Annotated in this window: 19 protein-coding genes; 10 read left to right on the top strand and 9 right to left on the bottom strand. The window is 66.9% G+C overall.

All coding sequences use genetic code 11. The annotated features are described in order from the left end of the window. Window positions 1-31 precede the first annotated feature (31 nt). Entirely contained in the window at window positions 32-2,020 is a 1,989-nt protein-coding gene (locus ACGFNJ_RS24965) for an APC family permease (RefSeq protein ID WP_393452669.1), read from the bottom strand. Between the two features lie 257 nt (window positions 2,021-2,277). On the opposite strand from ACGFNJ_RS24965, the gene ACGFNJ_RS24960 reads away from it, so the two are divergent. Both ACGFNJ_RS24960 and ACGFNJ_RS24955 read left to right on the top strand, forming a co-directional pair. Further along, a complete protein-coding gene (locus ACGFNJ_RS24960) occupies window positions 2,278-2,946 on the top strand; it encodes a potassium channel family protein (RefSeq protein WP_393452666.1) in 669 nt (222 codons plus the stop codon). Window positions 2,947-2,948: 2 nt separating this feature from the next. Then, complete coding sequence (locus ACGFNJ_RS24955) at window positions 2,949-3,620, top strand: potassium channel family protein (RefSeq protein ID WP_393452663.1); 672 nt, start codon at window positions 2,949-2,951, stop codon at window positions 3,618-3,620. Window positions 3,621-3,657: 37 nt separating this feature from the next. Here ACGFNJ_RS24955 and ACGFNJ_RS24950 read toward each other — a convergent pair whose 3' ends face one another. The 3 genes from ACGFNJ_RS24950 to ACGFNJ_RS24940 form a co-directional block, all read right to left on the bottom strand. Continuing rightward, complete coding sequence (locus ACGFNJ_RS24950; protein WP_393452660.1) at window positions 3,658-4,284, bottom strand: sigma-70 family RNA polymerase sigma factor; 627 nt, start codon at window positions 4,282-4,284, stop codon at window positions 3,658-3,660. 168 nt (window positions 4,285-4,452) lie between these two features. Continuing rightward, window positions 4,453-5,142 (bottom strand): DUF3159 domain-containing protein, encoded by a 690-nt coding sequence (locus ACGFNJ_RS24945; RefSeq protein WP_393452657.1) that lies wholly within the window; start codon window positions 5,140-5,142, stop codon window positions 4,453-4,455. Between the two features lie 3 nt (window positions 5,143-5,145). Continuing rightward, window positions 5,146-5,523, bottom strand: a complete 378-nt coding sequence (locus ACGFNJ_RS24940; RefSeq protein ID WP_069160043.1) for an OB-fold nucleic acid binding domain-containing protein — start codon at window positions 5,521-5,523, stop codon at window positions 5,146-5,148. A 129-nt stretch (window positions 5,524-5,652) separates the two neighbouring features. Here ACGFNJ_RS24940 and ACGFNJ_RS24935 point away from each other — a divergent pair, with 129 nt between their 5' ends. Continuing rightward, window positions 5,653-6,366 carry an alpha/beta fold hydrolase gene (locus ACGFNJ_RS24935; protein ID WP_393452653.1) on the top strand — a complete coding sequence of 238 codons (714 nt, stop codon included), beginning with the start codon at window positions 5,653-5,655 and terminating at the stop codon, window positions 6,364-6,366. On the opposite strand, the gene ACGFNJ_RS24930 is transcribed toward ACGFNJ_RS24935, so the two are convergent. Then, complete coding sequence (locus ACGFNJ_RS24930) at window positions 6,363-7,193, bottom strand: DUF3710 domain-containing protein (protein WP_393454141.1); 831 nt, start codon at window positions 7,191-7,193, stop codon at window positions 6,363-6,365. The genes ACGFNJ_RS24935 and ACGFNJ_RS24930 overlap by 4 nt on opposite strands. Window positions 7,194-7,198: 5 nt before the next feature. Next, a complete protein-coding gene (gene dut / locus ACGFNJ_RS24925) occupies window positions 7,199-7,702 on the bottom strand; it encodes a dUTP diphosphatase (RefSeq protein ID WP_393452650.1) in 504 nt (167 codons plus the stop codon). Window positions 7,703-7,787: 85 nt separating this feature from the next. Here dut and ACGFNJ_RS24920 point away from each other — a divergent pair, with 85 nt between their 5' ends. Beyond that, a complete protein-coding gene (locus tag ACGFNJ_RS24920; protein WP_393454138.1) occupies window positions 7,788-8,267 on the top strand; it encodes a DUF3093 domain-containing protein in 480 nt (159 codons plus the stop codon). A gap of 104 nt (window positions 8,268-8,371) precedes the next feature. Here the strand turns inward: ACGFNJ_RS24920 and ACGFNJ_RS24915 are convergent, their stop codons facing one another. Next, complete coding sequence (locus tag ACGFNJ_RS24915) at window positions 8,372-8,674, bottom strand: DUF4193 domain-containing protein (protein ID WP_069160046.1); 303 nt, start codon at window positions 8,672-8,674, stop codon at window positions 8,372-8,374. Window positions 8,675-9,091: 417 nt separating this feature from the next. Between ACGFNJ_RS24915 and cei the strand changes: the two genes are divergently transcribed. Continuing rightward, on the top strand, window positions 9,092-9,769 hold the full coding sequence (cei, locus tag ACGFNJ_RS24910) for an envelope integrity protein Cei (protein ID WP_393452647.1): 678 nt from the start codon (window positions 9,092-9,094) through the stop codon (window positions 9,767-9,769). Between the two features lie 167 nt (window positions 9,770-9,936). Here the strand turns inward: cei and ACGFNJ_RS24905 are convergent, their stop codons facing one another. Then, entirely contained in the window at window positions 9,937-10,860 is a 924-nt protein-coding gene (locus tag ACGFNJ_RS24905; RefSeq protein ID WP_393452644.1) for an inositol monophosphatase family protein, read from the bottom strand. 174 nt (window positions 10,861-11,034) lie between these two features. On the opposite strand from ACGFNJ_RS24905, the gene ppgK reads away from it, so the two are divergent. From ppgK to ACGFNJ_RS24890, 3 genes are all read left to right on the top strand, one after another. After that, window positions 11,035-11,793 (top strand): polyphosphate--glucose phosphotransferase, encoded by a 759-nt coding sequence (gene ppgK, locus ACGFNJ_RS24900; protein ID WP_393452641.1) that lies wholly within the window; start codon window positions 11,035-11,037, stop codon window positions 11,791-11,793. Window positions 11,794-12,049: 256 nt separating this feature from the next. Further along, a complete protein-coding gene (locus ACGFNJ_RS24895) occupies window positions 12,050-13,426 on the top strand; it encodes an RNA polymerase sigma factor (protein WP_393452638.1) in 1,377 nt (458 codons plus the stop codon). A gap of 107 nt (window positions 13,427-13,533) precedes the next feature. Beyond that, window positions 13,534-13,983, top strand: a complete 450-nt coding sequence (locus ACGFNJ_RS24890) for a VOC family protein (RefSeq protein WP_393452635.1) — start codon at window positions 13,534-13,536, stop codon at window positions 13,981-13,983. A gap of 840 nt (window positions 13,984-14,823) precedes the next feature. Here ACGFNJ_RS24890 and ACGFNJ_RS24885 read toward each other — a convergent pair. Continuing rightward, complete coding sequence (locus tag ACGFNJ_RS24885) at window positions 14,824-15,765, bottom strand: alpha/beta fold hydrolase (protein WP_393452632.1); 942 nt, start codon at window positions 15,763-15,765, stop codon at window positions 14,824-14,826. 478 nt (window positions 15,766-16,243) lie between these two features. On the opposite strand from ACGFNJ_RS24885, the gene ACGFNJ_RS24880 reads away from it, so the two are divergent. After that, the gene (locus ACGFNJ_RS24880; RefSeq protein WP_393452629.1) at window positions 16,244-17,071 is read left to right on the top strand and encodes a hypothetical protein; all 828 of its coding nucleotides are present in this window, start codon (window positions 16,244-16,246) and stop codon (window positions 17,069-17,071) included. A gap of 41 nt (window positions 17,072-17,112) precedes the next feature. Further along, window positions 17,113-17,550: a hypothetical protein gene (locus ACGFNJ_RS24875; protein WP_393452626.1), complete on the top strand. Its 438-nt coding sequence runs from the start codon at window positions 17,113-17,115 to the stop codon at window positions 17,548-17,550. The last annotated feature ends 83 nt before the right edge of the window (window positions 17,551-17,633 follow it).

Here is a 17,633-nt window from a genome sequence, read left to right as displayed (position 1 = left end):
ACGAACCTCGGTGTGTCGTGATCGGTTTCACTCATGAGCGGTCTTCATAACCACGCCGCACGGCACCGGGGGCGTTCACCACACCCGGGGTCCGTGCCCGCGTGGACGAGCTCAACTGCCACGGCACGCTCGTCACCATCACTCCTGGTTCGAAAAGCAGACGCCCCTTGAGACGCAGCGCACTCTGGTTGTGCAGGACCTGCTCCCACCAGTGGCCGACCACGTACTCGGGGATGAAGACGGTGACGACATCGCGCGGCGAGTCTTTGCGCACGCGGTACACATAATCGAGCACAGGCTTGGTGATTTCCCGGTACGGCGATTCGATCACCTTGAGCGGCACCGTGATATCGCTCTGTTCCCATTGCCGCACGAGCGCCCTGGTGTCTGCCTCGTCGACGTTCACCGTGATCGCCTCGAGCGTGTCGGGCCGCGTGGCGCGCGCGTAGGCGAGCGCACGTCGGGTCGGCAGGTGCAGCTTGGAGACCAGCACGATCGAGTGTGAGCGGCTGGGCAGCACGCCGTCCCACTCCTGGGACTCCAGCTCGCGCGACACCGAATCGTAGTGCTTGTGAATCATTTTCATCACGATGAAGATCGCGACCATGGTGCAGATGGCGATGTAGGCGCCCGCGAAGAACTTCGTGATGAGCACGATGATCAGCACCGTGCCCGTCGCGCTCAAACCGATCGCGTTGATCACTCGCGACCGCTTCATCCGCGCACGCTGGCTCGGATCGGTTTCGGTGCGCAACAGTCGAGTCCAGTGCCGCAGCATGCCGGTCTGACTGAGCACGAACGACACGAACACACCGACGATGTAGAGCTGGATGAGCTTGGTCACCTCGGCGCCGAACAGCACGACGAACGCGATCGCCGCGCCGGACAGGAACAGGATGCCGTTGCTGAACGCCAGCCGGTCGCCGCGGGTGTGCAGCTGCCTCGGCAGGTAGCGGTCCTGCGCCAGAATCGATCCGAGGACAGGGAACCCGTTGAATGCGGTGTTCGCGGCGAGCACGAGGATGAGCGCGGTCACCGTCGTGATGAAGAAGAACCCGATCGGGAACCCGTGGAACACCGTCTCGGCGAGCTGCGCGATCAACGTCTTCTGGTGGTATCCCGGGGGCGCGCCGATCAGGTCGGCTTCGTTGTGCGCGTACACGATCCCGATCTTCTGCGCCAGGATGATGATGCCCATCAACAGCACGATCGCGATGGTGCCGAGCATCAGCAGCGTGGTGGCGGCGTTGCGCGACTTCGGCTTCCGGAATGCGGGCACTCCGTTGCTGATCGCCTCGACACCGGTGAGCGCGGCACATCCGGAGGAGAACGAGCGCGCGATCAGGAAGGCGAAGGCGAGTCCGTAGAGGTGCTCGTCCTCCGCCTTCAAGGTGAATCCGGCCGATTCGGCTTGTAGGTCGTCGCCGAGCACGAAGATCCGGAACAGTCCCCAGCCGAGCATGGCGAACATGCCGACGATGAACGCGTAGGTCGGGATCGCGAACGTGGTGCCCGACTCGCGAATACCGCGCAGGTTGATCGCGGTGAGCACGGCGATGGCGACGACGGCGAACAGCACCTTGTGCGTGGCGACGAACGGGATCGCCGAGCCGATGTTGGACGCGGCCGAGGAGATCGAGACGGCCACCGTGAGCACGTAGTCGACCAGCAGCGCACTGCCGACGGTCAGGCCGGCATTCGGCCCGAGGTTCGTCGTAGCAACTTCGTAGTCACCACCACCGGACGGGTATGCGTGCACGTTCTGCCGGTAGCTGGCCACCACCACGGCCATCACGAAGGCGACGGCGAGGCCGACCCACGGCGCGTAGACATATGCCGAGATCCCGGCGGCCGAGAGCACCAGGAAGATTTCTTCCGGCGCGTAGGCGACCGATGACATGGCATCCGAGGCGAACACCGGGAGGGCAATGCGCTTCGGCAGCAGGGTATGGCCAAGCGAATCACTACGGAAAGGCCTGCCCAGCAGCATTCGTTTCGCTGCCGTCGTCAACTTGGACACTGGAGCGAGCATAGGCGTACGCCCGGTCGGTCGCGCGCGTGGCACGGCGTTCGCCGGAATTGGCTGTCGTCTGTTTCACTTTTGCTAACAAAGGCGGACGGCGGCCTCGGGATTTCGCAGGATGAGCGGACGAGCAAACCCCGCAGGTTTGGCGCGAAGGTGAAGGGGGAACGTGGCCCGTGTAATCATTCGGCGGGTACCGTTCGACGAACAAAGAAGCAGACCGAACGCCATGGTTCCAGGAACGAGGTTGCACGGTGTACGTAGTGGTCATGGGGTGTGGTCGCGTCGGCTCGGCGCTGGCCCATGCCCTGATCCGGGTTGGTCACGAGGTCACGGTGATCGACCGCGATCCCGCTGCCTTCCTCCGCCTCGGACAGGATTTCACGGGCGAGCGCGTGACGGGCGTCGGCTTCGATCGGGATGTCTTGGTGCGTGCGGGAATCGAGCGCGCCGACGCGTTCGCCGCCGTCTCCTCCGGTGATAATTCCAACATTATTTCCGCGCGGGTGGCCCGCGAGATGTTCGGTGTCGAACGCGTGGTCGCCCGGATTTATGACGAGAAGCGCGCCGCGGTGTACGAGCGTCTCGGCATTCCGACGATCGCAACGGTGCCGTGGACCACCGATCGGTTCCTGCGCACGCTGATCGGCGACGGCAGCACCAAAACCACGTGGCGCGACCCGACGGGGACGGTGGCCGTCACGCAGCTCACACTGCACGAGGAGTGGTACGGCCGCACCGTTCGCGATCTGGAGACCACGATCGGCGCCAGGGTCGCCTTCATCATCCGATTCGGTCAGGGCTTACTGCCCGACAGCAAGACCATCGTGCAGGCCGACGATCTGGTGTACGCCGCAGCGACCTCCGGCTCGGTCGGCGAGGCGGTCGCGCTGGCAGGCAAGCCCCCCGTGAGCGAGGACTGAACATGAAAGTGGCCATCGCCGGAGCGGGCGCCGTCGGCCGATCCATCGCCAGGGAACTCCTGCGCGGCGGACACAGCGTGATGCTGCTGGAACGCCAGCTCGATCACATCGACCCGGACGCGATCCCGGACGCGGTATGGGTGCACGCCGACGCCTGCGAGCTCGCGTTGCTCGAGGACGCAGGCCTGGAAACCTACGAGGTGGTCATCGCGGCCACCGGCGACGACAAGGCGAACCTGGTGCACAGCCTGCTCGCCAAGACCGAGTTCGGCGTGCGCCGGGTGGTTGCGCGGGTCAACGACCCACGCAACGAATGGCTTTTCGACGCCTCCTGGGGTGTCGATGTCGCGGTGTCGACGCCGCGACTGCTCGCCTCGCTCGTCGAGGAAGCGGTCACGGTCGGCGATCTGGTGCGGCTGATGACGCTGCGGCAGGGTCAGGCGAACCTGGTCGAGATCACCCTGCCCGGTGACACCGCCCTCGCGGGAAAGCCGGTGCGCGCGCTCACCCTGCCGCGCGACGCCGCCCTCGTGACGATCCTGCGCGGCGGCCGGGTGATCGTGCCGCAGCCGGACGATCCGTTCGAAGGCGACGACGAACTGCTGTTCGTGACCTCGGTGGAGGCCGAAGAGGACCTGCGGGTCGAGCTCGCCACCCACGGCATCAAGCCGTAACTCCCCGATACGGGTTGCTGCGCGGTGGCGGCGAAACTCACGCCGCCATCTTCAATTCCGCGCGCAGCTTGTTCAGCGCCCGATGCTGCATCACCCGGACCACGCCGGGGCTGGTGCCGATCGCCTCGGCGGTCTGCGCGGCCGACCAGCCGAGCACGATGCGCATGACCAGCACCTCGCGGTGTGCAGGCGCAAGGATCTTCATGAGTTCCCTGGTGGCAGCGCGCCGTTCGGAGGCGAGCGCCCACTCCTCAGGACCGGCGGACGTGCACGGCGCGTCCGGCATCTCCGCCATCGGGTAGGTGGGGTGCTGCTGGGAACGACGGAACGCGTCGGCCACCTTGTTGGCCGCGATGCCGTAGACGAAGGCGAGGAACGACTTGCCCTGATCGCGGTAGCGCGGGATCGCGTTGACGGTGGCGATCAGGATCTCCTGAACCACGTCGTCGGCGGTCACCTGCAGATGCGCCGTATTGCCAAGGCGCGCACCGCAATACCGGCGGACCAGCGGGTGCACGATGCGGACGATCTCGGTGACGGCGGCGCGATCGCCCGCGGCGGCCGGACCGATCAGCTTGTCCAGCTCGGCCGACACGCGGCGGCTCTCCGACAGGGCCGGATTGAGGTTTTTCGGCAGTGCCGCGGTGTTGTGCTCGGTACCCACGTTCCGAGTCCTTTCGTGCGATCGTGCGTTGCTTTTCGGTACACAACGATCGTCTGCTGAACTCGGCCCACCGGCCAGGCACCCCAGGGTGGGTAACGACCCACCTCTGCGGTGAGAGTTGCCCCACCCCTTCAGGTTTTCGCAGGACGCGCCCGCGGAGTTAACGCCTCAGGCAGGTTTGGGTGCGGTGCGCGTCGGCAGATGGCCTGCCCGGCGCACGGCCCAGATCGTCACCACCAACGCGACCGCGGTCAGCGGCCAGCCCATGGCGATGCGAGCGAAGGCGAGCCAGCCGGTGCGGTCGGCGTCGTACAGCTGCGACTGCACCAGATAGCGGGCAGCGAACACCACCACCCAGGTGGTGGTCGCGACGTAGTAGAGGCGAAGCACGCGCCGGTCGGCGCGCCAGCCGGAGCCGTGGCCGTTCAACACGCCCCAGATGACGCCGACCAGCGGCCAGCGCACCAGCATCGAGACGAGGAACACGCCCGCGTACACCAGGCTCGTGTAGATGCCGAACAGGAAGAAGCCCTTGGCCTCCCCCATCCGGTACGCGATGAACGCGCAGATGCCGACGCCGAGGAAACCGGAGACGGCGGGCTGGATCGGGCTGCGCCGCACCAGGCGCCAGAGCAGGATCAGCGTGGCCGCACCGAGGGCGGCCCAGATCGCCGCGGTCAGCCCGGCGAAACTGTTCACGGGGACGAACACGACAACGGGAACGGTTGAAGAGATCAGGCCACTGAAACCGCCGAGTTGCTCGAGCAGCGTCTGCTCGGCAGCTTCCTCGTCACGGTCGAGAGCCGCGGCGGGCTCGGTCTGTTCGCCCGAGGGGGCGTTGTCGTTGCTCGATGGCATACGTCAGCTGTTCCCGCGCAATTCGTAGTAGGGGTTGTAGATCACCTTGCGGCCGTCTCGATCGCCGACGCGGCCGCGAACCAAGATACGCCGTCCCGGCTCGATCCCGGGAATGCGCCTGCGGCCGATCCACACCAGGGTGATGGCATCGGTGCCGTCGAAGAACTCCGCCTGCACGGCCGCGCCCGCGGACTTCGGGCACGCTTCGACGCTGCGAAGCCTACCGAGCATGGTGGCCTCGTCGCCGCGGCGACACTCCGAGGCGCGGCGCGCGCCGGAGGCCTCCGATTTCTCGGCGAGTTCCTCGGCGTCCAACTGGTCGATATCTTCGGTCAGTCTGCGGCCCAGACGTCGAAAATACCCTGAGGCTGCGGATGACATTTTCGCACGCTCTCCTGCATAGAGCTGACGGTGTGGGTCACACACCATCGTGATTTCCCGACACGACCGGCTGTGGCCGCACACCCGCCACTGTAGATGCACCAGGGCACCCCCGCTACGCTCGGCACGGTGTTCGACTCCCCACACCCCGTGTCGGCCGCCGACGTCGTCGTCGCCCTGCCCGGCACCGGATCCGACGCGGATTTCGCCAGGCGCGCTTTCGAACCGGCGTGCACCGCGCGGCATCTCGACGTTGTCGCGGTACAACCCGATCCGCGGGCCGTGGTCGCGAGTTACCGGGCCGCGCTCGATGCCGCCGCCGCGACGGGTCCCGTTCTTGTGGCAGGGATCTCGTTGGGCGCCGCCGTCGCGATCGAGTGGGCGGCCGAGCACCCTGAGCTGACCGCGGGAGTGGTCGCGGCGCTGCCGGGATGGACCGGACCCGACACCGCCGCCTGCCCGGCCGCATTGAGCGCGCGAGCGACCGCCGCGCAGTTGCGGGTCGACGGGATCGACGCGGTGATCGACCGGATGCGCGCGAGCAGCCCGCGCTGGCTGGCCGACGCGCTCACCCAGTCGTGGCGCGCGCAGTGGCCCGATCTGCCCGAGGCGCTCGACGAGGCCGCCGACTACAAATGGCCCGGCGCCGAGCTACTCGGCACGCTGGCGGCGCCCGTGGCGGTCGTGACGGCCGTCGATGATCCGGTGCACCCGTTCGCCATCGCCGAGGAGTGGGCCGCGCTGATCCCGCGCTCCACCATCCACCGAATCACTCTCGCCGAACTCGGCGCCGATCCGGCGATCCTCGGAAACACGGGATTCGCCGCGCTGACTCGCCGCTAGTTGAGGCCGAGCTGCTGCATGGCCGAGCCGTCGACGCCACGGCGCGGACCCTCCGGCATCCGAGGCGGCAACCCGCCAGGGCCCATTTGCGGGGCCGCGGCCTGCGCCGCCACCTGCTGTTGCTGCGCGTCCACCTGTGCCTGGTGCGCCGCGGCCAGCTGCTCGGCCAGCTCCTGCGGTAACACCACCGGCAGTGGCTCGCGCACCGGCAACGGGTCGTCGCCGCGGCGAATCACGGTCTCGCGCAGGATCGCTCGCGCCGCAGCCACCAGCGGGCTGCCGTCGTTCGATGCGCCCGACGGGCCTGCCGCGACCAGCCGGACCATCCAGCGCGGCCCGTCGACACCGATGAAGCGCAGATCAGCGCCCTCGGTGACGGCAAGCAGCTCACGACCCCACGGGCCGGTTTCCACCGCGACCCTGGCGCCGTCGTTGCGCAGCGAATCCGCGAGATCGGCGGCGACAGTGCGCCATTGGCCCGCCGACTTGGGCGCCGCGTAAGCAGCGACGGTGATCCGGCCGTGCTCGGTCGCCAGGTGCACCGCCTGCGGCGTGCCGTCCGGCGTCATCTCCACCTGCAGCTGACCACCCTGCGGCACCGGCAGAATCACCGAACCGAGGTCGAGGCGCTGCTCGGTGATCTGCTCGAGCAGATCCGCCACATCGGCGAAGTCGTACGGACCCGACTGCGGCGCGCCCGCATCGCGGTAATCCGCTGCGGCGTAAGCGTTGTCGTCGTAGTCGTCGTCCTCGTCGTAGCCGTACTCATCGTCGTAGTCGTCGGCCGGGTAACGGTCGTCCGAGGATCCCTTGCGCTTGCCGAACAATCCCATCACGCCTCCTTACCGGTGGTCCGACCTGCCGCGTCGGCGCCAACCGCCGTCAGGCTCGCATGCCCGCCGCTCGAGCCGTGCCCGCCGGTACCGCGGGTGGTCTCGTCGAGCGAGTCGACCTCCAGGAAATCGACCAGCTCCACCCGCTGCACGAGCAGCTGAGCGATCCGGTCGCCGCGACGCAGCTCGATGGCCGTGCGCGGGTCGTGATTGATCAGGCACACCTTGATTTCGCCGCGATATCCGGCATCGACCGTGCCAGGGGTGTTGACCACCGACAGTCCGGTCTTGGCCGCCAGGCCCGAGCGTGGGTGAATCAGGCCGACCGTGCCGACCGGAAGTGCTACCGCGACACCGGTGCCGACCAGCACCCGCTCGCCGGGTTCCAGGATGACGTCCTCCGTGGTACAGAGGTCCACACCGGCGTCGCCGTGGTGAGCGCGCGCGGGCATCGGGATGCCGGGATCCAACCGCAGCAAAGGGATAGGCGAAAGTGCTGTCACGTTGATCGAGCCTACGCGTAGCGCTGCGCCAGTCGTGACTTAGTGTTGACTCGTGTCGGACCAGCCCAACCCCGTGACCATGGACATGAAGCAACAGAGCACGCAGGTGTACCGCGAGCGCCTCTGGGTGCCGCTGTGGTGGTGGCCGGTGGCCTTCGCCATCACCGGGTTGCTTGCCGCCGAAATCCACATGGGCGCACCGGGTCTGCGGGCATGGCTGCCCTACGTTCTGCTGTTCCCGGTACCGGTCTGGGTGCTGGTGTGGCTGAGCCGCCACCGAATCGAGGTGGCGCCGGACGCGTCGGGCACGCTGGAACTCCGTGCCGACCGTGCGCACCTTCCGGTGAATTTCGTGGCCCGTGCGGCCGTCGTTGCCCACACGGCCAAGAGCGCGGCGTTGGGTCGCCAGCTGGACCCCGCCGCCTATGTGCAGCATCGGCCGTGGATCGGGCCGATGGTGGTGCTCGTGCTCGACGACCCGGACGACCCGACGCCGTACTGGTTGATCAGCACGCGACGGCCCGAACAGGTCCTGGCCGCGCTGGGCCTACCCAGCGCGGGCTGAACCCCCTGAGCGAAGCGATGGACCCTCTGGATGAGCTCAGTGCGAAGCGGCGATGACGCTTCGCGTATGACAGAGCCGAACACTCGGCACCGCCATGAGCGAGCTCAGGCGGCGCAGTCCATGCAGATCAGCTGACCGCCCTTCTCACTGGCCAGTCTGCTTCGGTGGTGCACGAGGAAACAGCTGGAGCAGGTGAACTCGTCGGCCTGCTTCGGGATCACCCGAACGGTCAGCACTTCCTCGGACAGGTCCGCGCCGGGAAGCTCGAACGACTCCGCGGTATCGGATTCGTCGATATCCACGACGGCGGACTGTGCCTCGTTACGACGAGCCTTCAGCTCCTCCAGCGAATCTTCCGACACATCGTCGGTTTCGGTACGCCTCGGTGCGTCATAGTCGGTTGCCATGTCGTCTTCCCCTCGTCCTTACTTCGTATATCCCGGACCGGCCCGGTCACACCGATTCCGCTCGGAATCGCCGTACTCGCACCGTCCCGCCGGTGGTGCACGTCACACGCACACCGGTCACCTATCAGCGCGGATCGGGCTGATCCACTCCGGATAGCGCTCGGTAAACGCAGGACGTGCCCTACTTGTTCCCGCGACCGACCACCAATTTCATCGCCGGCGATTCGATCTGGGCCGCCAGACAATAGCGGACCCTGCGGCAAAAGTCGCAATCAAAACACAGACGAGTCGAAACTGACGGGTAACCGACATCATCCAGGTAACTAGCCGAGACCTTGCGCGCCGTATTCCCGCACGTCGCCGCACTCCCTCGGCCCGCCGTCCACCGACCGGGTCACATTTTCGTAGAGTGTGCTGGTGGTTTCACTGATCACCGAAGGTCGCCCCGTGGATTCCCAGGGCAGGCCCTTCCTCCGACGCCGTCCGCAGCCCTGGCTCATCATGCTCGGCGTTGTCACCCTGATCTGCACGATCGTGTGGGTCAAGGCCTTGACGACGACCGAGCACGACACCAGCGCGATGGCATGCAACTCGCCGAGCCCGGCCACCGATCCCGGTGCGGGACAACCCGTTGCGCTAGGCCAGCGAGTCGGCGCAGGCCGGCTCCAGGATGTGGAACCCGCTCCCCTCGCGGCGAGCAAGGTGCGCGTGCTCAACGCGAACAACCAGCGCGGCCAGGCCGCGCACGTGGCGGCGCAGTTCGGCGACCTCGGGTTCGCCAGCGCGCCGGGAACGCAGTACGGCAACGATTCGGTGTACGTCAACGGTGACCTCGAATGCACGGGCCAGATCCGGTTCGGCGTGAACGGCCGCCCGGCCGCCGCCTCGGTGCAGTTGGTCGTCCCGTGTGCGGAGTTGATCGAGGATCAGCGCGCCGACGAAACCGTCGACATGGTGCTCGGTTCGCTGTTCCGGGACATCCGCCCGAGCAACGACGCCGAGGAGGTGCTGCGGTCGCTGAAGAACCCGGCACCCGGCGGCGCACCCTCGATCGACGTCAAGCTCCTCGACGCGGCCCGACAGGCCCGCTGTTAGCTCCCCCGGCTCCCCCGGCTCTCCGAGTTTTTTGCCGGTCGTGAGTGCCACGACTGTTTCGTCGCGGGCTGGTGGAAGGTGCCTGGCTGAGTTTGGACGTACCCGGCGAGTTACCCATGTGCCTACGAGATCAGTCGATCCGTAGGCACATGGGGCCCGCTAGAGAGTCAGTGATCCGGGATGGGCGCTGTGGCACCGACACGGTCTAGCAAGGCGGTGAGTTCGTCGGCGATGCCTGGGGCGGCGGCGAGCACCAGGTCGCCGGCAACGCCAGGAGCGGCTGCGGGTGGCAACGTCAGGCGCGCGCCTGCCTCGGCGGCGATCAGCGCGCCCGCGCCCCAGTCCCATGCGTTCAGGCCGTGTTCGAAGTAGGCGTCCACCCGGCCCGCGGCGACGTGGCACAGGTCGAGCGCGGCAGCGCCGAGTCGGCGGATGTCACGCACCTGCGGCAGGATCTCGGCGATCAGCTGTGCCTGCCGGGTGCGCCGGTGCTTGCCGTAGGCAAATCCGGTGGCCACCAACGACATCGAGACCGTCTCGACCGGCGTGCACCGCAGATGCTCCACCGCGCCCTCGGCGTCGACGCGGATCGCGCCGAGCCCGAGCCCGGCGCTGTAGGTGGCCCGCCGCGCGACATCGACCACCGCGCCCGCCACCGGACGACCGCCGCGCATGGCCGCCACCGACACCGCGTAGCCGGGAATGTCGTAGAGGAAGTTGACGGTGCCGTCGATCGGGTCGACCACCCAGTGCACGACATCCGCGGCCGAGTCGGCGAGGCTGCCGCCGCCTTCCTCGCCGAGGATGGGATCGCCGGGTCGCTGCTCGGCGAGCAGCCCGCGGATCAGTTCCTCGGTCTCGGTGTCCACGATGGTGACCGGGTCGGTCGGATGGGCCTTGGCCTGCACCGCGCCGTCCACGGGCCCGCCTGCCTGCCCGAAGACCTCTGGCCTTCGCGCGCGGACGTGCGCGGCGGCGGTCTCGGCGAGGTCGACCGCGACTCTGCGCAGCTCGGCCTCGTCGCCACGGGCGACGATGATCTCGGAGGTGTAGTCGGACACAGACGATGAGGTTTCCGGCACGCCCTCCATCGCATCACAGATCCTCACTCAACGCCCAGCGCCGGTCTCCCATTACTCTTGTCGTGCACGACACAACGCCGTCGTCGAGCACACCACCGCAACGCGCTCTCAGCAGCGTGGTGGGGGCCGAGGTGCTGCGGTGTTGTGCTCCACCACCGGCCACACAGGAACGAGGGAACAGTCATGTCCGCTCGGGGGCACGCCTTCGGCATCGATATCGGCGGCAGCGGCGTCAAGGGCGCCGCGGTAGATCTGGCCACCGGTGAGTTGCTCCACGAACGGATCAAGATCGCGACACCGCATCCGTCCACCCCGCAGGCCGTCGCCGACGCGGTGGCAAAGCTGGTCGCGCAAGCCGATTGGGACGGTCCGGTCGGCATCACGCTGCCGTCGGTGGTGCTCGACGGCGTCGCACGCACTGCGGCCAACATCGACAAGTCATGGGTCGGCACCAACGCGCGCGAGCTCTTCTCCCAGGCCCTCGACGGGCGCCCCGTCACCGTCCTGAACGACGCGGACGCGGCGGGCCTCGCCGAGGATCGATACGGCGCGGCAAAGGATTTCGACGGGCTGGTGTTGTTGCTGACCTTCGGCACCGGCATCGGCTCTGCCCTGCTGTACCAGGGCACGCTGGTAGCCAACAGCGAACTCGGACATCTCGAGGTCGGTGGCATGGAGACCGAGCATCGCGCCGCCGCGTCCATCAAGGACCGCGACGGGCTGACATTCCCGGAGTGGGCAGCGGCTGTGAGCACTGTGCTGATCGGCCTGGAGAACCTGTTCTGGCCGAAGGTGTTCGTCGCGGGCGGCGGCATCAGCCGCGACGCCGATCAATGGATTCCGTTGCTCACCAACCGAACTCCGGTGATTCCGGCGCATTTGAAGAACACAGCGGGCATAGTCGGGGCAGCGATGGCGATCGACGCGGGCATCGCACCGTGACAGCAATCGAAGAACATCCCGCGCCACAAGGGGCAACGTGGGCAAAGGTACGCTGGTTAGATCGTTACAATGGAACGTGCTCGGCTCGTTCACTAGCGAAGCGAGTGAACCACAGCCACAGTGCCCTCGGCTCACGACGACAGTCGTGAGCCGGCGAAACCCCCGACCGGCCCTCCGCCGGTGAAACCCGACAGACCGCTCCGCCGGAAGACCACTCTGGCGTGACGCCGCACGAGACCGTCACGAAAGGGCGTACGTGGTAGCCACGAATACCCGTCAGACCGCCGAATCGGCCGATGCCGACTCCGCAGATGTAACCGAAGCACGGCCGGTCCGTAAGGCGGCTGCCGCGAAGAAGGCTCCGGCGAAGAAGGCCGCCGCTGCCAAGAAGGCGCCCGCGAAGAAGGCCGCTGCGAAGGCGACCAAGGCGCCTGCCAAGAAGGCTGCCACCAAGAAGGTGGCAGGCGACGGCGAACCCGGTACCGACGAGGTCATCGACGAGGAGTCGCTCGATATCGAGGACCTCGGCGATCTCGAGGTGTCCGAGGACGACCTCACCGAAGAGGCCGAGGATCTGGCCGTCGAGGACGTCGCCGAGGCCGCCGAGGAGGAGGCCGAGCCGACCGCCGCCGACAAGGCGTCGGGCGACTTCGTCTGGGACGAAGAGGAATCCGAGGCGCTGCGGCAGGCCCGCAAGGACGCGGAGCTGACCGCATCGGCCGACTCCGTCCGTGCCTACCTCAAGCAGATCGGCAAGGTCGCGCTGCTCAACGCCGAGGAGGAGGTCGAACTCGCCAAGCGCATCGAGGCCGGCCTCTACGCGGCGGAGAAGGTGCGCGAGTTCGCCGAGCAGGGTGAGAAGCTGCCGGTCGCGATGCGTCGCGACTACAACTGGATTGTTCGCGACGGCAACCGCGCCAAGAACCACCTGCTGGAAGCCAACCTGCGCCTGGTCGTCTCGCTCGCCAAGCGCTACACCGGCCGCGGCATGGCGTTCCTCGACCTGATCCAGGAGGGCAACCTGGGTCTGATCCGCGCCGTCGAGAAGTTCGACTACACCAAGGGCTACAAGTTCTCCACGTACGCCACCTGGTGGATCCGGCAGGCCATCACCCGCGCCATGGCCGACCAGGCCCGCACCATCCGTATCCCGGTGCACATGGTCGAGGTCATCAACAAGCTCGGTCGCATCCAGCGCGAGCTGCTCCAGGATCTGGGCCGTGAGCCCACCCCGGAGGAGCTGGCCAAGGAAATGGACATCACGCCCGAAAAGGTGCTGGAGATCCAGCAGTACGCGCGTGAGCCCATCTCGCTGGACCAGACCATCGGCGACGAGGGCGACAGCCAGCTCGGCGACTTCATCGAGGACTCCGAAGCCGTTGTCGCCGTGGACGCGGTGAGCTTCACGCTGCTGCAGGATCAGCTGCAGTCGGTGCTGGAGACGCTGTCCGAGCGTGAGGCGGGCGTGGTCCGGCTGCGCTTCGGCCTCACCGACGGCCAGCCGCGCACCCTCGACGAGATCGGCCAGGTGTACGGGGTCACCCGCGAACGCATCCGCCAGATCGAGTCGAAGACGATGAGCAAGCTGCGGCACCCGAGCCGCTCCCAGGTACTGCGCGACTACCTGGACTAGGGCGCCCGCGCACAAAGCCCGCATTCGTTGCGCCGCTGGAAGTTTCGGCGGTGTCCGGATGTGGGCTTTGTCGTTTGTGCGCGACGTTCTCGAGGTAGAAACATCCCATGAGTAGCCGCTACCAGATCGTCATCGACACACCCGATCCCACCGAGCTGGCCCGGTTCTGGGCCGAGGCGCTCGACTACCTCATCGAAGACCACACCCCGCTGCTGCGTCAGCTGATCGACAGCGGCGAGATCGCCGCCGATCGCGTGCGCGAGGACGGCGAGCGGCTGGTCTGGTTGGATTGGGCGGCCCTGCGTGAGCCCGACGCACCGACCAAAGGCGACACCGGCATCGGCAGCGGCGATCGCCTGATCTTCCAGCGCGTTGCCGAGCCGAAGATCAGCAAGAACCGCCTGCACCTCGACGTGAACGTCGGCCAGAAACGTCGCGAAGCCGAGGTGGCCCGGCTGGAGGCGCTCGGCGCTGAGCGACTCTACGACGGCAAGCTCGGCGGTGAGGTCTGGACCACCATGGCGGATCCGCACGGGAACGAATTCTGCGTCCAGTGAACGCCGCATCAGCCAGCTCCTTGCGCGGCCCAACAGGGGCAGTCACCTGATCGACGGCCGGCACATGGTTGCCGACTTCCGTTGACGGGAAGGCGATCGGTTGCCGACCTCCATCGGCGTGAGAGAGATGGTCGCCGGGCTTCGTTGACGGTAGTCAAATGGTTGCTGCCCCGTTGAAGCCTGCCGCCGCAATGTTTGAGGCAGAAAATGCCAAGGGCGGGACCAACGACCGGCGGGAAGCGCTGTCGGACCCCCAACATCCAACGCTTTAACCGTGACCCTCGCATCCTTTGCCGTGGACCCGACCAGTCCGGCAGTTGGTCAGGTGATCACTGGGAACTGGTGGCGGCATCGCCCGAGAAGCCCCCGCCACCGGTTCCCACTTTGTGCGAAACCATCCCTTTCGATCCCACATACCGGCCCCTCCGAGACCGGCAACCGCGGCCAGCCCCACCCCAACCCCGAAATCCGCACCCCTACCCTGGATCTGCACCCCTTTCGGGCACCCACGACCAGTGCGAATCCACAGAACGAGTGCGTATTTCGAGTCCTTGACCGTGAAACCCCCACACCCGCACACCTTTTGCCTTACCGCACACGATCTGGCATGCGAAATCGTGTGCGGAAACTCAAAAAGTGTGCAGTACAGAGTCTTTGATCTTGAAGCTCTCTAAACCGGACAGTGAAGATGACCCGGCTGGAACAAGTCACCGCGTGATCGACTGTCAGCCGGGTACGGCAGGCGACGCGACCACGCTACTCCAGTGCGCACCCTTGGCTGCCGTACTCACAGGAGACCGCAGAGCCGGGGAGTCTCTTCTACGGGAATGGATTTCGGGGTCACAGGGGTTTCGTCGACGACAAGTGGTTGAGCAGGTGGGTTGAGGTCTCCTTGGCGGCGTATTCGGGAATTGTGTGCCCGGCCTCGGACAGCACCTCCAGACGGTATGGGCCGGTGACCCAGTCGGCGGTGGCTTCGATACCCGACATGGCCACCATGGGGTCGTTGGTGGCGGCCAGGAACAGGGTTGGCACGGTTACCGGCCGCTCGTAGCCATGGAAGTCGTTGGCGCGGTACCAGTTCAGTGCCGCGGTCAGCGCCCCTGGTTCGGCGAGCCGTCGGAAGTACTCGGCGCTGCGCGCCGCCGGGACGCCCGCCAGTTCGGGTGGCCCTGCCGCGAGGATTTTGTTCTCCGGGATCGGGGTCGGTTGACGGAAGAAATCCATGTACTGTGATGCGCTCTGCTGCGCGGGGTCGGTGCGCAGCGCGGCAGCGAACGCAGCGGGATGCGGCACGGAGACAGCCGTCAACGACCGCACCCGCTCCGGGTGCTCGGCGGCGGCAATCCAGGCGACCACGGCACCCCAGTCGTGCCCGGCCAGATCGAATCGCTTCCACCCCAACGCATCTGCGATCGCGAACACGTCGGCGACCGGATAGTCGAGCTGGTACTCCTCGACCCGGCCCGGCCGGACACCCGCCGAGTAGCCGCGCTGATCAGGAGCGACCGCACGACACCCGGCGGCAGCCAATGCCAGCAGCTGATGCTCCCACTCGATGCCCAACTCCGGAAACCCGTGCAGCAGCAAGACTTCTCGACCATCCACCGGCCCAGCAGCCACCGCATCGAAAACACCGGCCGCCGTGGGGATCCGCACGGCGGTCAGCTCGGATGCCGTCGGCCCGTCCGCCGCCGCAACACCGGCCGACGCCAGCACCACCCCGGCCAGCACGGCGAATCGCCGCCTGCTCACCATCACGTTCCGCGCCACAGTAGACATACCGGCGACAATAGGCAGCACCGCCACCGCGGCGCGTCATACCGAGGACCGAGTCGGTGGTGCCACCCCAGGGCTAGCGCGGGCGTGGCGACACGCTGGCAACCCCACTTAATTTCACGGATTCCATTGCTCTAAAACCGGCAGCCTGCCAAGATGTTCTCCACGCGGCGTACTCGACCGGCCCCGGGGAGTGCCGCCGCCAGAGCGTGAATCAGGCTGTGCCATCCACTTTTTCAGGAACACTCGTGATTTCTCAGCAACAGTTACCTGCCGCATCCACGTGTCTTCGTGGCCGACTATCGCGAGTCCCGTCTTCGCTCTGACGCTCGCCGTCCTCGGACGGCCGCTACCGACGCAGGCTCCGTAACCCGTCGCGGGCATCGAACTGCGGTCATCGCTGCCGTCGTGCCGCATTCCGGTTGCGCTGCTGCCCTTTTCGATTCATCCCACGCCAAGCAATAGCGATATCAGGTGCATCGTGACTACGCCCGCCCGTCTCACTGTCCGGCATCGGCTGCCCATGCTCGGACACAAACCCATCAGGCAGGTGGCCACGGAGCTGACCGGCCTCACTACCCACACCCGCACCGGGATCCTGCACGTGGCAGGCGATCCCGGCGGCGACTTCCAAGTGGCCTGCGGTCAAGTCGTCGCCGTCCTCTCCCCTGGCGCACCCGGTGTCGCCGACCTACTCGCCAGGCCGGGATGCGCGAGCATGGGCGACGCCGAACTGCGCGCACTCGCGGCAATGGCGGCGATCGATGGCACCTTCGCGATCGCCGCGGGCTGGATCGACGGGTGCTATTGGAACGAGATACCGAACGACCCACCGGCCGAATTCGCCACCGGCACCGGCGTCGAACCCGATTGGCTGCTCGTCCAGACCGAGCGGCGACTGCGCGCACTGGCCAACGGGCGAGTGTCGCCGCATCGGAACAGGTTGTCGCTCACCGGACTCGGCACACGCGAACTCGGCCGCCGCACCACCGGTTTGCACCACGAGATCCTGCGCAAAGTGAACGGGCGGCGCACCTGCCGCGATCTCGCGTTCCTGCTGGGCAGGAGCCTGTACCCCGTCACAGCGGCAGCCGCCCGGCTGCTGGCCGAAGACCTCCTGATGGTCCCGCCGCCCTACCTCGACGACCGAACATCGACCACGGTGCCGGCAGACGATCCGGCCGCACTACCGCGCCGCAGGCGCGGCGCCAGCGGCATCAACGACGCGCTGCCGCCGCGTGCCCCACAGGCGGTGCTCCGCAGTTCCGCCCCGAGAGAACACCCCGCAGCGGACAAGGACGCACCGTGAATCCCCACAGACCGCCGCCGAGCGGAACCAGAAAGGACGCAATGAATTCCACCACTGGCCAAGGCCAGGTAACGATGACCGAGCGCATCGAGCGGCTGGTGCGGTTACTACGCGACGAAGTACCGGAGTGCCTTGCCTCCGGGGCGATCGACATGTCCACGGGCATGCTCTTGGCGGTCGAGACGATCGACACCCATCCGCCGGAGGTCTTGGACCTACTTGCCGCCGCGACCCTAGACCTGTTCCAGGGACGCAATGTGGTGATGATCGAGGATATCTGGAAGGAACGCCGCGGAATCGCGACCCAGCGCCACTACTTCCAGGAGATCCTGGTCAACAGCGACAATCTGACGCACCTATTCATTCGCACCGAGAGCCGCGACGATGTGGTGATCGTGGTGGTCTGCCGCAAAGCGGTGAACGTCGGCATGCTGTTCGCCCAGGCGAGGCGCGTCGTGAAGGACATCGGCCACCTATGAGCTCCCCCGCCTCTCCGGGTCTTTGAGCCAGCCGCGGGTGCCGCGGCACTGACATCGGTAGTCGGCGGTCAGTTCCGAGCCTG

Source organism: Nocardia sp. NPDC049149 (assembly GCF_043197455.1).
Classification (GTDB): Bacteria; Actinomycetota; Actinomycetes; order Mycobacteriales; family Mycobacteriaceae; genus Nocardia.
The sequence above is the reverse complement of the archived record's forward strand: the minus strand, read 5'-3'. Positions and strand labels throughout refer to the sequence as shown.

Excerpts from the sequence above, each read along its gene's own strand:
- ACGFNJ_RS24920 (WP_393454138.1), top strand. The coding sequence starts at position 7,788 with ATGAAGCAACAGAGCACGCAGGTGTACCGCGAGCGCCTCTGGGTGCCG.
- ppgK (WP_393452641.1), top strand. The coding sequence starts at position 11,035 with ATGTCCGCTCGGGGGCACGCCTTCGGCATCGATATCGGCGGCAGCGGC.
- ACGFNJ_RS24945 (WP_393452657.1), bottom strand. The coding sequence starts at position 5,142 with ATGCCATCGAGCAACGACAACGCCCCCTCGGGCGAACAGACCGAGCCC.
- ACGFNJ_RS24955 (WP_393452663.1), top strand. The coding sequence starts at position 2,949 with ATGAAAGTGGCCATCGCCGGAGCGGGCGCCGTCGGCCGATCCATCGCC.
- ACGFNJ_RS24875 (WP_393452626.1), top strand. The coding sequence starts at position 17,113 with ATGAATTCCACCACTGGCCAAGGCCAGGTAACGATGACCGAGCGCATC.
- ACGFNJ_RS24885 (WP_393452632.1), bottom strand. The coding sequence starts at position 15,765 with ATGTCTACTGTGGCGCGGAACGTGATGGTGAGCAGGCGGCGATTCGCC.
- ACGFNJ_RS24905 (WP_393452644.1), bottom strand. The coding sequence starts at position 10,860 with ATGGAGGGCGTGCCGGAAACCTCATCGTCTGTGTCCGACTACACCTCC.
- ACGFNJ_RS24940 (WP_069160043.1), bottom strand. The coding sequence starts at position 5,523 with ATGTCATCCGCAGCCTCAGGGTATTTTCGACGTCTGGGCCGCAGACTG.
- ACGFNJ_RS24915 (WP_069160046.1), bottom strand. The coding sequence starts at position 8,674 with ATGGCAACCGACTATGACGCACCGAGGCGTACCGAAACCGACGATGTG.
- ACGFNJ_RS24890 (WP_393452635.1), top strand. The coding sequence starts at position 13,534 with ATGAGTAGCCGCTACCAGATCGTCATCGACACACCCGATCCCACCGAG.